Source organism: Phenylobacterium sp. (assembly GCF_044372605.1).
GTDB lineage: Bacteria > Pseudomonadota > Alphaproteobacteria > Caulobacterales > Caulobacteraceae > Phenylobacterium.
The window spans coordinates 1-12,874 of record NZ_JBILRO010000081.1; the positions used below are offsets into that span (position 1 = coordinate 1).

Here is a 12,874-nt window from a genome sequence, read left to right on the forward strand (position 1 = left end):
GATCAACGCACCGCCCTTGTTAAGACGTCAGCGTCCGCCGGCGCTCGGGAAAGACTTCAGCACGGAAACGGAAACCGGCGGCTTCGCGGCTTCCTTCTTGGGCTTTCGGGTCTCTTTGTTGGATTTCTTCTGACCCTTGGCCATGGTCGTATTCCTTTATTGAGCGTCATAGGTAGCACGCCCTTGCGAAACCTTAGGCAGGGTTTCTCAGCGACTGAACACGCCCACCAGTTCGATGTGCGGCGACCAGAGGAACTGGTCTACCGGCAAGACGCGCTCCAGCCGAAACCCGGCGTCGATCAGGACCCGGGCGTCACGGGCGAAGGTCGCGGGATTGCAGGAGACCCCGATCACCCGGGCGACCTTTGAGCTCGCCAGTTCGGCCGCCTGTTCCGCCGCACCGGCGCGAGGTGGGTCGAAAACGGCGACGTCAGTATGCCGCAGGTCGTGCGCCAGCAGCGGTCGGCGCACCAGATCGCGAGCCTCCACCGTGACGCCCTTGAGACCCGGAGCGGACGACAGCGCGGCGCTGAGCGCGGCCACCGCGCCTGCGCCGAAGTCTGCCGCATGGGTCGGGGCGATCTCGGCCAGCCGGAAGGTGAAGGTGCCGACGCCGGAATATAGGTCCGCGATACGCGTGGCGCCCGAGGCGGCTTCAGCGACGAAATCAGCCATGACCGTCTCGGCGGCCCTGGTGGCCTGCAGGAAGGCCCCGGGCGGCAGGCTGACTCGGGCTGGTCCGAGGCGCACCTGCGGCAGACGGGCCATGTACGCGACCTCGCCAGAGAGGGTGACACGGGCGAAGTCCGCCGCGGCCGCGCGTTCGGCCAGTTGCATCCGGGCATCCGCCGAGAGACCGCCGCTCTTCGCCTCGACGCCGGTGATGTCGATGTCGAGACCCGTGTCGGTCAAGGTCACGTGCAGGGACGGCGCGGACTTGGGGTGCTCGAACAGCCGCGCCGCCAGCCGCTTCAATGCGGGGATCGCCGCCTGGATCGCAGGTTCTGCGATGGGGCAGACATCGATATCCACCAGATCCCAGGACTTGCGGGCCTTGTAGCCCAGGCGCGCGCTCTCGCGGTCTCCACGTCGCGCGTGAAGAGTAACCCGACGGCGGGTGCCTGGCGCCGCCGCGAAGGGGGCCAAGACCTCGGCCTCGACCCTCTCCCTCGCCAGGGTGCCGATCAGGCGGTCAACCTTCCAGGCCAGATAGGGCGCATGGTCCCAATGCTGCAGGGCGCAGCCGCCGCAGACGGTGAAGTGTGGGCATGCAGGTTCGATCCGATGGGGACTGGCCTCCAGCACATCAACCAGATCGCGCCGCTCGCCCGCGCCCTGCGCTGTGATCCGCTCGCCCGGCAGGGTGAAGGGCACGAAAACGGGGCCGGCCGCCATGCCGTCGCCCTCCCCGCCAACTGCCTCGATCAGCAGTTCCGCGACAGGACCCGTCGTCGGGCCGGCCGCAGGCCGCGCCGAGGGCCGGGGCGTTGGCCTGCGTCTTTGCGGCCTCATTTCGAGGGTATCTCGCTTGAGTGGAAATGAACAAACATGAACGACTTTCTAAGCGGCCGTTCAGGTTGGCCGCCGCATCTTTGCCTCAGGTCTCGTCGAAAAACGGGCCATAGACTTGTTGTAGAGGGATACCCAATGTCCAAGCGCGTCACCACCGGCAAGACCGCCGCCACCGTTCTGGCCGCTGTCATGGCGCTGGGCACCGCAGCGCCCGTTCTGGCTCAACCGGCAGGTCCATACACCGCCCAGAGCTCCAAAGGCTACTATTACGATCCTTGTCGCCGGGACACCGCGCAGCGCGGCACCATCGGCGGATTGCTGGGCGGCCTGGCCGGCGCGGCGATCGGGTCGAATGTCGCGGCCCGCAACGCGCGAACGGAGGGCGCGGTTCTGGGTGGCCTCGTCGGGGCTCTGGCCGGTAGTTCGGTAGGCAACAAGACCGCCGCGTGCCGATCCGAAAACACCGCGAGCCAATACCCGCAGCGCGTCGAGACCCCCTACTACAGCCGCGACGCCTATGCCGACGGGGCCGCAGCCCAGGCCCGGGAGGACGCCTATGCCCGTGATGAGCGCGGCGACCGTTATCGACTGAGCGATCGCGCGCCGGGCGCCGATGGCTGTACCCTTGCCGAGAGCCCGATCTACATGCCCGATGGTCGCACCCAGACCCGCTTTGTCCGAGTCTGCCGTGACGCCAGCGGCAAGTACGCTGTGGTGGACTAGCCGCCCTCGCGGGTCGCCCAGAGCAGGTATTCGCGATTGCCATCACCCCCTGTGATGGGACTATCGATTGTGGCCTGGACGTTCCAACTGCTGGATGAAAGGAAGCCGGCGACGGCGGCCAGCGCCTGCTCGCGTGCGTCGGCGTCCGTGACGATGCCGCCCTTGCCAACCTTTCCCGGCCCGACTTCGAACTGAGGCTTCACCAGAGCCACCAGATCCGCGCCAGGAGACGCCAGCGCCAGCGCCGCCGGCAACGCCTTGGCCAGGCCGATGAAGCTCACGTCGCTGACAATCAGGCCGGGCGGCTCGGTGATCTGTTCGCGCGTCAGGCCCCGTGCGTCGGTGGCCTCGAGGTTGATCACCCGCCCGTCGGCGCGAAGGCTGGCGTGCAACTGCCCCTGCCCGACATCAACGGCGAACACCCGCACCGCGCCACGCGCCAGGCAAACCTCGGTGAACCCACCGGTCGATGCGCCCACGTCCAGCACCACCCGGCCCGAAACCGCGATCGGCCAGAGCGCCAGCGCATGGACCAGCTTCAGCGCACCTCGCCCCACCCAGGGATGCGCAGGCGCCGCCTCCAGCGCGGCGTCATCGGACAGCAGCTCCGATGGCCTGACGACCTGGCGACCGTTGGCGAACACGCCACCTGCCTCGATGGCGGCGCGGGCCCGGGCGCGGCTGTCGAACAGGCCGCGGGCAACCAGCAGGACGTCGGCGCGCGTCGTCAGGTCGCCTGATCCTCGAACAGCTTTTTCAGCTCGTTCTTCAGGATCTTGCCGTTGGCGTTACGCGGCAGCGTCTCGGCCCAGAACTTGATGGTCACGGGCACCTTGAAGGCGGCCAGCCGCTCTGCCACGTGGGCACGCAATCCGGCCTCGGTGGCCTCGGCGCCGGGCTTCAGCGTGACCACGGCGCCGGGCTCTTCGCCCAGGATCCGGTGTGGAATGCCGACGACGGCGGCGTCCATGATCGCCGGGTGGTCGTAGAGGACGTTCTCGATCTCCACGCAGTAGATGTTCTCGCCACCCCGGATCAGCATGTCCTTGGCCCGGTCGAGGATGAAGCAGAACCCGTCCTCATCAATCCTGGCGAGGTCGCCGGTACGCACCCAACCGTCGACGAAAGTCTGTGCCGTGGGCTCGGGCTTATTCCAGTAGAGCTTGGCGTTCATCGGCCCCTTGGACCAGAGCTCTCCCATCTGACCCACCGGCAATAGGGTGACGCCATCGCCGGGATCGCGGATCTCGAGCTCGGCGACGGCGGCGGCCGGGCCGCAACTGTCTGGCCGGAATTGATAGTCTTCCGCGCCATTGGAGGTGACCGTGGCGCAGGTCTCGGTCATGCCCCAGCCCTGGCCGGTCTGCGACTTGGGGAATACCTCCTTGAGCCGCCGCACCAGTTCCGGCGCGGAGGGGGCGCCGCCGTAGGACACGCCTTCAAGCGACGACAGGTCGTAGTTGGCCCGCGCGGGATGTTCCAGAAGCTGCCAGGCGATCGTGGGGACTCCGCCGGCGGAGGTGATCTTCTCGCGTTCGATCAGTTCGAAGGCGCGGATGGCGTCCCACTTGAACATCAGCACCACCTTGGCGCCGGCGAACACCGAGGGGTTCAGAACGGCAAAGCAGCCGGTCGCGTGGAAGAAGGGTACGGACAGAAGGCTGGAGCGCTGCGGCGCATCCGGGTCCGGGGCCGGCGGCGCCTCGCCCCGACGCAGGAAGCCCCGCGCGGCGGCCGCGCCGGCCGTGATGATGTTGGTGTTGATGGCGCGATGGGTGGCGAGCGCGCCCTTGGGCTTTCCTGTTGTGCCGGAGGTGTAGAAGATGGTGGCGTCATCATCGGTGTGAAGATCCACCGGCGGGATCGGATCATCCGGCAAGCCCGCCCAGGTGTCCGGCGCGCCCAGTACGCCCTCCAGTTTGGTGACGTCGGGGTGGGCGATTTCCTCGATAGCGCGGCTGACGTAGACGCGCTTGAGGTCCGGGCAATCTGGCAGATGCTCCGTGAGGCGCGCATAGCGCTCGGCGTCGACGATGGCGACCTTCGACCCGGAATCGGTGAGACCGTATTCGAGCTCGGGACCGGTCCACCAGGCGTTCAGCGGTGTCACGATCGCCCCGATGGAGGCCGCCGCATAGAAGGCCACCGCCCACTCCGGCAGATTACGCATGATGATCGCCACCCGGTCGCCCTTGACCACGCCCTGGCTCTGCAGCTCGGCCGCGAACCGCGCCACAGCCCGATGGAAGGCGTCATAGGTGACGCGCTCGTCCTCATAGACCATGAACACCTTCTGGCCGTGACCCTTGGCCATTTCGGCGACGGCGCGAAGCGTCGGCGGCTGGTTTTTCCAGACCTTGAGCCTGACGCCGCGAATGGTCTCTTCCGCCACCTCCGCCGCCGTCCCGGGACTGCCGATCAGGGCATGGGCCTGGGCGATGGACATGGCGGGCCAGCCCGGGGGCATGACGGCTTCGGACATTGGTTTCACTCCGGTGCTCTTACGCGGCGTCTACTTCGACGCGTACTGGACGCCAGCAAAACCATAACCCGCGATCCCGCACCAGTGGGGTATCGCTCACGATCAGCGCACCATGCAGTTTCCGGGTGGTTGCAGGCGCAAGCCGCCCCGGCTCAGCCTTCGACTTCCCCGCCAAGCGCAACAGCAAGTGCCAGAAGACACCGGCGCGACGGAATATCCAGGCTTTCGTAGACCTGCACCAGATCGCGCGTCTCCGCACTGTCCAGAGGGAGATTACGGGCCCGCCGTTCGAGGGAGGCCGCATCGACGCCAGGCAGGCCCTGATAGAAGTAGCTCACCGGAACCTGCAACCTGTCGGCCAACTGCCACAGTCGCGCTGCTGTCAATCGGACCCCGGCGCACTCGTACTTATGGATTTGCTGGAAACCGACGCCGCAAGCGTCGCCGAGTTCCTGAAGGGTGAGGCCCATCAAGTGACGTCGCCGACGCATCCTGCGCCCAATGTGCACGTCGATCCCGTCAATCGCGTCGTTGGCCACCGCCTGCAGCGACAGAACCGCTGGACTGGAACTCGAACCCATTATGCTTTCCCGCAGGCAGGCGTATCACCTGTCGTACCGACAAGCTCTCCCCCGTCTGCTGACAGTACCAGCACGCCAGTGCATCGCGGGCGCGGTTGTGCTCATTCTGGGTAGGCGGCCCGCCCGCGCCGGTCACACCTCGATACCCTGCTCGCGCAACTGGCGCACAAGACGCCGCAAAAGAACGGCATTCTGCTCAGCCATCGCCTTGACCATGTCCGGATTGGCGACCTCGTTGGCACCGAGCAGCCCGGCGTCGACTTCGATCAGGGCGCCTTCGTTCAACAGCTTCTGGATCCGCCGCCGCGCGGTCTCGTACGAGAGCCCCAGAGACAGCGCCACCGCATTACGACTGATCGGCCGCTTGATCTCCTGAGGCTCGGGAGTTTCGATGCCCGCATAGGCCTGCGACAGCGCCTTGTCGGCATTGAGGTGGGCCACATTGGCCACGGCTACAGTGGAGAGAATCAGCGCGTCGATCGGGTCATGCCGGCTGCCACGCAGGATCGCACTGTAGATTGACACCACATAGTCCATAGACGCCCGGGAGATGATCCGCAGGTGTTTGGGGTCATTCACGCGGGTATGGTCCTGTTCTTCTGGCTATGGATTCCAACCGTTAGCACAACGCCGGTCTATAAAATGCTGACGGGCTTTCGGGACCATCCAGCCGGTCGATGTCGAGGGTAAGCTGGACACCGATCGCGAGCCTGGCGACGGGCGCGGCAAGGGTGGCCCGTGCCCCTTGCCCCTTGCCGGGAATTGGCCGACCGGACGCCATAGCCGGTCGCGCCGGCGATCATCAGGGGATCGCGCATGGGGGTCTCCGAGGCCCTTGGCCTACCCTACCCCGGCGCCAGAGATGTGACAGCGGGTCAGCGCCGCGCCATGGCTACATTCCTGCGGACGCGGGGAAGTCTGTGAAAAAACCGCAGAAAACGCAGAGGCGCGCAGAAGTAGCCGCTGCGCCGGGAGACGCGCGTTCTGCGTTGTTCTGCGTTTTCTGCGGTCCAGATTCTGGTGCTGCGCGCCGGGGCGTCAGCGGCGTGGCGGGCCGGTGGACTGACGCAGCGCGGGCGAGAGCGCCGGGAGTGGCGCGCTCGCAGAGCCAGTGAGTCTTGTGCGCAGGTCGCTTCTCTGTCGGCGCGCGGGAGCCGGGGCATCGCCGAATCGGGCCAGCAGGTCGCCGAGGGCAGGCAGCGCCGCAGGCGCCGGGCCCGGCAGGGCCTGGGCGTCGGCAACGACCGAATTCAGGGTCTTGAGCAGCACCGGCAGGCTGGCGGGTTCTGTCTCGCGGTCGCGCTCCCGATCGCGCTCGGGCGCGAGATAATCGGACCGCTCGCGGGAATCGTCGGTCTCGCGTTCGCTCGCCTCGGCGTGTTCGCGACCTGACGTCCGATCCTCGCGCCGCAGTCGAAGCTGCAGCCCGATGGCCACGCGCACGGAGAAGAAGCAGCGGTCGTACAGGTTGAACGCGTCGATCCGCGCCTGCCCCTGCGCCCGCTCGGCCTCGGCGCCGAACGCCATGCCCAGCCGATAGGCGCACTCGGTGAGCCCGGCGAGCATCTCAGCGTTGGAGGGGGCGGCGGTGGTCATTGAGAACAAATGTAGAACACTCAGGAATAGCCGTCAAGGTCCGGCCGCATTTCGCCCAAAGTTCCCTTCGCACTCCAGGGATTCATTCTGCCCCCAACGCTCGGTCATCCCCGCGAAAGCGGGGAGGACTGCAGGGGTTGGGGCGCACCAGCCCCCCCTCGGCGCTCACACGGTCACAATTCTAATGGCCGCCCTCTACCTCTCCCTCGCCACTTCGCGGGGAAGACGAGGTCTACAGCCTGGCCAGCGCCGCCTCGAGCTTGGCCCTGGCGGCTTCGGCTTCGGCGAGGCGGTCGCGGTTTTCCTCGACGACTTCCTCGGGCGCACGGGCGACGAAGTCGGCGTTGCCGAGTTTGCCGTTGATCCTGGCGATCTCGCCACCCAGGGCCCCGACCTCCTTGGTCAGGCGGGCGCGTTCGACGGCCAGGTCGATGAACTCGGCCACCGGCAGGGCGAAGGTGGCACCCTCGACGACGAAGGGGATCGAGCCTTCGGGCGCGGCGGCGACGGATTCGACGCCGGAGACGCGCAGCATCTGGGCGATCTGGGCGGCGTTGGCGGCCAAGGTCGCGCGCTGGGCGTCGGTGGCCTCGATGACCAGCAGCGGCGGCTTGGCGGACAGCGGCACGTTGAGGCCCGAGCGGACCGAGCGACCCTCGGAGATCGCCTCGATCACCAGGCCGATCTCGGCGTCGGCGGCGGGGTCGATCAGGCTGGATGGAAGGTCGGGCCAGCGGGCGGTCATCAGGAAACCCAAGTGGGAGCGCGGGGCGCCCAGGTCCTGGGTCTGGGCCCACAGCTCCTCGGTGATGAACGGCATCACCGGGTGGAGGAGTTGCAGGATGATATCCAGCACCCAGGCGGCCGTGGCCTGGGTTTCGGCCCTGGCGGCCGCGTCGTCGCCGGTGAGCAGCGGCTTGGCCAGCTCGACGTACCAGTCGCAGTACTGGTTCCAGATGAAGCGGTAGAGGGTCTCGGTCGCCTCGCCGAAGCCGCAGTCGGCCAGGGACGCCGTGACCGCCTGGGCGGTGCGGGTGGTTTCGCCCACGATCCAGCGGTTGAGGGCGGCCTTGACGGACGCCGGATCGAAGCCCTCGGCGCGGGCGCAGCCGTTCATCTGGGTGAAGCGGGTGGCGTTCCACAGCTTGGTGCCGAAGTTACGATAGCCTTCAATACGTTGACGGCTGAGCTTGATGTCCCTCGCCTGCCCGGACATGGCGGTGAGCGTGAACCGGAGCGCATCAGCGCCGTAGTCGTCGACCAGTTCCAGCGGGTCCATGACGTTGCCCTTGGACTTGGACATCTTGGCACCGGTGGCGTCGCGGACCAGGGCGTTGATGAAGATCCGCTTGAACGGAACCTCGCCGGTGAAGTGGATCCCCTGCATCATCATCCGGGCGACCCAGAAGAAGATGATGTCAAAGCCCGTGATCAGCGTGTGGGTAGGATAGAACCGCGCCAGATCCGACGTCTTTTCCGGCCAGCCCATGGTGGAGAAGGGCCAGAGGCCTGAGGAGAACCAGGTGTCGAGGACGTCCTCGTCCTGACGCAGCGGGGTCGGGCGACCGTAGTGCTCGTCGGCTTTCTTCTGAGCTTCGGCTTCCGTCTCCTCGACGAAGGCCTTGTTATCCGGCCCATACCAGGCCGGAATGCGGTGGCCCCACCAGAGCTGGCGGCTGATGCACCAGGGCTCGATGTTGCGCATCCACTCGAAGTAGGTCTTTTCCCAGTTCTTCGGCACGAAGACGGTGTCACCGTTCTCAATGGCGGCGATGGCGGGTTTGGCCAGAACGTCGGCGGCCACGTACCACTGATCCGTCAGATAGGGCTCGACCACGACGCCTGAACGGTCGCCGTGCGGCACGCTGTGGCGGGTCTTCTCGATTTCGCGCAGGAGGCCCAGGGCCTCGAACGCCTCGACGACCTTCTTGCGGGCGGCGAAACGATCCAGGCCGCGGTACTCTGGCGGGGCGTTGTCGTTGATGCGGCCGAAGTCATCGAGAATATTGATCATCGGCAGGTTGTGGCGCTTGCCCACCTGGAAGTCGTTGAAGTCGTGGGCTGGGGTGATCTTCACAGCGCCGGAGCCCTTTTCCGGGTCGGCATAGTCGTCGGCGATGATCGGCACGGGCCGGTTCACGATCGGCAGGCGCACGGCGCGACCGATCAGGGCCTGGTAGCGTTCGTCGGCGCCGTTCACGGCGACGGCGGTGTCGCCCAGCATCGTCTCAGGCCGCGTGGTGGCGACGACGATCTCGCCGGAGCCGTCCTCCAGCGGATAGGCGAAGTGCCAGTAGTGGCCGTCGACCTCACGCTGCTCGACCTCCAGGTCGGAGATGGCGGTCTGGAACTGCGGATCCCAGTTCACCAGCCGCTTGTCGCGGTAGATGAGCTTTTCCTTGTGGAGCTGGACGAACACCTTGCGGACGGCGGCGCTCAGGCCCTCGTCAAGGGTGAACCGCTCGCGCGACCAATCGCAGGAGGCGCCGAGCCGGCGCAGCTGGTTGACGATGGTCCCGCCGGATTCCGCCTTCCATTCCCAGACCTTGGCCACGAACTCGTCGCGGCCCATGTCGCGCCGGCTGCGGTTGCCCGAGGCGGCCAGCTGGCGCTCCACAACCATCTGGGTGGCGATCCCGGCGTGGTCGGTGCCGGGCAGCCAGAGGGCGGCCTTGCCGCGCATGCGCTCGAAGCGGATCAGCACATCCTGCAGGGTGTTGTTGAGCGCGTGGCCGATATGTAGCGAGCCGGTCACGTTGGGCGGCGGGATCACGATGGAGAACGGCTCGGCGGCCGGATCGTCGATGGGCGCAAAGCCGCCCGAGGCCTCCCAGGCGGCGTAGAGGCGCGGCTCAGCGGTTTTGGAGTCGAAGTTCTTGTCGAGCATGGTCGGGGGTCTTGGCGGTTAGAGGGCGCATGTCAACACCCGCTCTTTCCAGCGAAGGCCGGCGCCCCGATGGAAAGGCTCATGAAACCGCTTCATTGGTTCAATACCCGTCCGACAGACAGGGTGACCTACGATCTGGGTCCCGGCCCTCGCCGGGATGAGCGGATCAGCGTAGCCGGCTGCGGGCGATGCGGTCGACTTCGGCCTGGACCGCTTCCTGGACGATTGTGGGCAGATTGGCGTCCAGCCACTGCCGGAGCAGCGGGCGCAGCAACTCGCGCACCACGTCGTCGAGGGTAAGGCCCGACGGCGGCATGGCGATGCTGGCCGAGAGGTGGCCAAAGCTGGCGGCGGCGGCGGCGGCTACCGTTTCGCTGACAAGGGCGGCGACGGGCTGGAGCGCGGGTTCCGGCTCCTCGGCATCCATGATGTCAAGGTCGCCCAGACTGTCGAGCTTCTCGGTGAGTTCGAGCTCCTCCTCTTCCTCCTCCTCGACGGCCAGCACAGGCGGGGGCACGGGAGCGCTCACCACAGGGGCGGCTACGGGCTCAGGCGGCGCTACGACGGCGACAGGCTCAGGTTCCGGCTCGGCCACCGCCGCAGGCGCCGCCCGGGCCGGCGTTTCAGCCTCTGCGCCAGGTGTTTCGTCCTCAGAGATAATCCGGCGGATCGACGCCAGGATCTCTTCCATGGTCGGTTCTTGAGAAGACGTTTCAGACATGTGTCGGCCGCCACGGTTGAGTCGCTAACAGGACCCTAAGCGCGCGCTGGTGATCCTGCAATTTTCCCGTTGTTCTACGCTTAGCGCGTCGCAGGCGCCAGCGTCACCGTGGGCGCCGGCTGCAAACCCGGCGTGGCGGTCGGCTCGGAGGACTTTGAGACAGGTTTACTGGATGGCCAGGCGGTCAGGTACTGGTCAATGATATCCACCGGCTCTTCCCAAGGCACCCAGCCCCAGGTCATGCGCAGTTTGCGGAAATTCTTGGCCGCATCGTACTGAGGCACGGACGGCACAAGGTTGCGGGCTTCGAGGCGACCCATGGTGGCCAGCATATTGGCGGCCGCCACATATTCATCGCGGCGCGAGCTGACCTGATTCAGCTGCGCCTGGCGGAGCTCCTGTTCGGCGTTGAGCACATCCAGCGTGGTGCGCAGGCCGACCTGCTGTTCCTGGCGCGTCCCCTCGGCGGCGATCCGTGCCGCGCTGACCTGCAACTCGCTGGAGGCGATGTTGGCGCGCGCGGCGATCAACTGGCTCCAGAACTGGGTGACGCCCTGAAGCACGGTGCGGCGGACGCCCTCAACCGTAATCCGGTCGGCGTTGTTGCGCTCCACGGACTGGCGAACTCGCGAAGAGACCAGGCCGCCGGAATAGATCGGCACGGTGGCGGTGATGGTGGCGCTGACGCTACGGCCGAAGTTGTCACGGGGATCAAAGGGATCGATGAGGCCGGCGTGGCCGACGGTGAAGTTGGCGGAGACGTTGGGCATACGTTCGGCCCTGGCGCCGGCGATGCGGGCGCGGCTGGCCTGCTCGGCGAACTGCTGCGCACGGAGCTGGGGGCTGAATTCCTCGGCGATCTTGTAGGCTTCGTCCGGATCGGTCGGCAGCATGTAGGCCAGCGACGGCTCGGGCGCGAGGTCACCGGGGTTCTGGCCAACCAGGGTGGCGTAGCCGGCCCGTGTGATCGCCAGCTGGGCGACGGCGGACTGATAGAGAGACTGGGCCTGCGCCAGACGCGCCTGGGATTGCGCCACGTCGGTGCGAGTGATCTCGCCCACCTCGAACCGGGCCTGGGATTCCTGCAGCTGACGGGTCAGGACGTTGACGTTCTCCTGACGGATCCGCAGCGATTCCTGGTCGCGGCGCGTGTCGGCGTAGGCCTGGATCACCTGGGCCAGAACCACGGATTCGGTCCGGCGCAAACTCTCGCGACCGGCCAGAACATCGGCGTTGGCGGCATTGACCGACGCGGCCACACGGCCGCCGGTCCAGAGCGGCTGATTGAAACTGACGCCAGCCTGGCCACGGTTGCTTCGCCGCACGCCGCCGGAACCAAAGCTGTCCGGCACGCCGTCGCCGTCTAGATCCACGCCGCGCCCCGCAATCGGGGTCTGGGTCTCGGCCCAGCTTGCCGTCACCTGGAGGCCCAGCGTCGGCCGCCAGCCGGAACGGGCCTGCACATAGTTCTCATCCAGCGCCCGCTGGGAGGCCCGTTGCGCCTGCAGCGTCGGATTGTTCTGGTAGGCCAGCGCAATGGCGTCAGCCAGGGTCTCGGCGCCCGCGGGCGCAGCCAGGGCGCTGGCACACAAGGTCGCAGCCAACAGGCGGCTACGGAAAGTCATAGGCATACTCTATCCCCGATCTCGCGAGAGACGTCCTCTATTGGCATGCGTCTGGCGTCTTGACCAAGCCCCGTCACCTTAAGCTTTTTTCACGCCGGCATTTCGATTGTGCTTCAAACGCCACTACAAGGCAAAGCTGTGTTTCTGCTCGAAGCCCGCCATCACCGGCACGAAGCAGTCGAACAATTCCCGTCGGCCCATGCCATCGGTGGCCCGGACGTAGAGGCTGGCCTTGCCGACGGGCCCGATGCGTTCCACCACACCAAGCCGCCCCCCGATCGCCACCCTCGCGCGCCAGGTCTCGGGGGCGTCGGCTACGGCGCCCTCGCAGACCACGATATCGAACTCGCCCGCCGGCAGGTCGCCGCCGGCCTCAACCTCGACCACCACAAGCCCCAGGGCCTTCATCACCGCCGCCGCATAGGGCGCGCTGACAGCCAGCGCCCGCTCGCCGGGCATGGGGCGCAGCGCCTGCAGCAGCTTGGCCACATCGCGCGGCTTCAGCAGCCAGCGGCCGGGCGCGTATTCCACTTCCATGTCGGCATAGGCCAGGTGGGTGCGGTCTGCCGGCACGAACGCCTCGCGCGCCAGAGCGCCCATCACGTCGTGCAGACGCACGTCGGTGACATCCTGGGTGCGCACCTGGCTGTCGACCATGTTCAGGCGAGCGGCGGCGAAATCGGCCATCGGGAATCCTTGTCGCATAGGCGATCCGTAACCCCGGGTTATAGGGGCGCAGCGGCGGAA

General features: G+C 66.9%; 12 protein-coding genes. 1 reads left to right on the forward strand and 11 read right to left on the reverse strand.

The features are described from left to right. Positions 1-27: 27 nt before the first annotated feature. Together ACIQ42_RS08650 and ACIQ42_RS08655 are read right to left on the reverse strand one after the other, a co-directional pair. Complete coding sequence (locus ACIQ42_RS08650; RefSeq protein ID WP_397421797.1) at positions 28-144, reverse strand: hypothetical protein; 117 nt, start codon at positions 142-144, stop codon at positions 28-30. A gap of 63 nt (positions 145-207) precedes the next feature. After that, positions 208-1,395 (reverse strand): class I SAM-dependent RNA methyltransferase, encoded by a 1,188-nt coding sequence (locus ACIQ42_RS08655; RefSeq protein ID WP_397421809.1) that lies wholly within the window; start codon positions 1,393-1,395, stop codon positions 208-210. A 252-nt stretch (positions 1,396-1,647) separates the two neighbouring features. On the opposite strand from ACIQ42_RS08655, the gene ACIQ42_RS08660 reads away from it, so the two are divergent. Next, the gene (locus tag ACIQ42_RS08660; protein ID WP_397421798.1) at positions 1,648-2,235 is read left to right on the forward strand and encodes a glycine zipper 2TM domain-containing protein; all 588 of its coding nucleotides are present in this window, start codon (positions 1,648-1,650) and stop codon (positions 2,233-2,235) included. On the opposite strand, the gene ACIQ42_RS08665 is transcribed toward ACIQ42_RS08660, so the two are convergent. From ACIQ42_RS08665 to ACIQ42_RS08705, 9 genes are all read right to left on the reverse strand, one after another. Continuing rightward, the gene (locus ACIQ42_RS08665) at positions 2,232-2,966 is read right to left on the reverse strand and encodes a TlyA family RNA methyltransferase (RefSeq protein ID WP_397421810.1); all 735 of its coding nucleotides are present in this window, start codon (positions 2,964-2,966) and stop codon (positions 2,232-2,234) included. The two genes, ACIQ42_RS08660 and ACIQ42_RS08665, sit on opposite strands and share 4 nt — an antisense overlap. Next, positions 2,963-4,717, reverse strand: a complete 1,755-nt coding sequence (locus tag ACIQ42_RS08670) for a class I adenylate-forming enzyme family protein (RefSeq protein WP_397421799.1) — start codon at positions 4,715-4,717, stop codon at positions 2,963-2,965. The genes ACIQ42_RS08665 and ACIQ42_RS08670 overlap by 4 nt, the downstream gene beginning before the upstream one ends. Positions 4,718-4,869: 152 nt before the next feature. Continuing rightward, a complete protein-coding gene (locus ACIQ42_RS08675; RefSeq protein ID WP_397421801.1) occupies positions 4,870-5,298 on the reverse strand; it encodes a helix-turn-helix domain-containing protein in 429 nt (142 codons plus the stop codon). 132 nt (positions 5,299-5,430) lie between these two features. After that, the gene (locus ACIQ42_RS08680) at positions 5,431-5,877 is read right to left on the reverse strand and encodes a hypothetical protein (protein ID WP_397421802.1); all 447 of its coding nucleotides are present in this window, start codon (positions 5,875-5,877) and stop codon (positions 5,431-5,433) included. Between the two features lie 459 nt (positions 5,878-6,336). Continuing rightward, a complete protein-coding gene (locus ACIQ42_RS08685) occupies positions 6,337-6,894 on the reverse strand; it encodes a hypothetical protein (RefSeq protein ID WP_397421803.1) in 558 nt (185 codons plus the stop codon). 232 nt (positions 6,895-7,126) lie between these two features. Next, the gene (locus ACIQ42_RS08690; protein ID WP_397421804.1) at positions 7,127-9,781 is read right to left on the reverse strand and encodes a valine--tRNA ligase; all 2,655 of its coding nucleotides are present in this window, start codon (positions 9,779-9,781) and stop codon (positions 7,127-7,129) included. A 166-nt stretch (positions 9,782-9,947) separates the two neighbouring features. Then, complete coding sequence (locus ACIQ42_RS08695; protein WP_397421806.1) at positions 9,948-10,472, reverse strand: DUF2497 domain-containing protein; 525 nt, start codon at positions 10,470-10,472, stop codon at positions 9,948-9,950. Between the two features lie 110 nt (positions 10,473-10,582). Next, positions 10,583-12,133, reverse strand: coding sequence for a TolC family outer membrane protein (locus tag ACIQ42_RS08700; RefSeq protein WP_397421807.1), 1,551 nt, complete (start codon positions 12,131-12,133; stop codon positions 10,583-10,585). A 117-nt stretch (positions 12,134-12,250) separates the two neighbouring features. Beyond that, positions 12,251-12,814: a protein-L-isoaspartate O-methyltransferase gene (locus ACIQ42_RS08705; protein ID WP_397421808.1), complete on the reverse strand. Its 564-nt coding sequence runs from the start codon at positions 12,812-12,814 to the stop codon at positions 12,251-12,253. Between the last annotated feature and the right edge of the window lie 60 nt (positions 12,815-12,874).

Coding starts and splice junctions, on each gene's coding strand:
- ACIQ42_RS08650 (WP_397421797.1), bottom strand. CDS start 144: ATGGCCAAGGGTCAGAAGAAATCCAACAAAGAGACCCGAAAGCCCAAG.
- ACIQ42_RS08655 (WP_397421809.1), bottom strand. CDS start 1,395: ATGGCGGCCGGCCCCGTTTTCGTGCCCTTCACCCTGCCGGGCGAGCGG.
- ACIQ42_RS08660 (WP_397421798.1), top strand. CDS start 1,648: ATGTCCAAGCGCGTCACCACCGGCAAGACCGCCGCCACCGTTCTGGCC.
- ACIQ42_RS08670 (WP_397421799.1), bottom strand. CDS start 4,717: ATGTCCGAAGCCGTCATGCCCCCGGGCTGGCCCGCCATGTCCATCGCC.
- ACIQ42_RS08675 (WP_397421801.1), bottom strand. CDS start 5,298: ATGGGTTCGAGTTCCAGTCCAGCGGTTCTGTCGCTGCAGGCGGTGGCC.
- ACIQ42_RS08685 (WP_397421803.1), bottom strand. CDS start 6,894: ATGACCACCGCCGCCCCCTCCAACGCTGAGATGCTCGCCGGGCTCACC.
- ACIQ42_RS08690 (WP_397421804.1), bottom strand. CDS start 9,781: ATGCTCGACAAGAACTTCGACTCCAAAACCGCTGAGCCGCGCCTCTAC.
- ACIQ42_RS08695 (WP_397421806.1), bottom strand. CDS start 10,472: ATGGAAGAGATCCTGGCGTCGATCCGCCGGATTATCTCTGAGGACGAA.
- ACIQ42_RS08700 (WP_397421807.1), bottom strand. CDS start 12,133: ATGCCTATGACTTTCCGTAGCCGCCTGTTGGCTGCGACCTTGTGTGCC.
- ACIQ42_RS08705 (WP_397421808.1), bottom strand. CDS start 12,814: ATGGCCGATTTCGCCGCCGCTCGCCTGAACATGGTCGACAGCCAGGTG.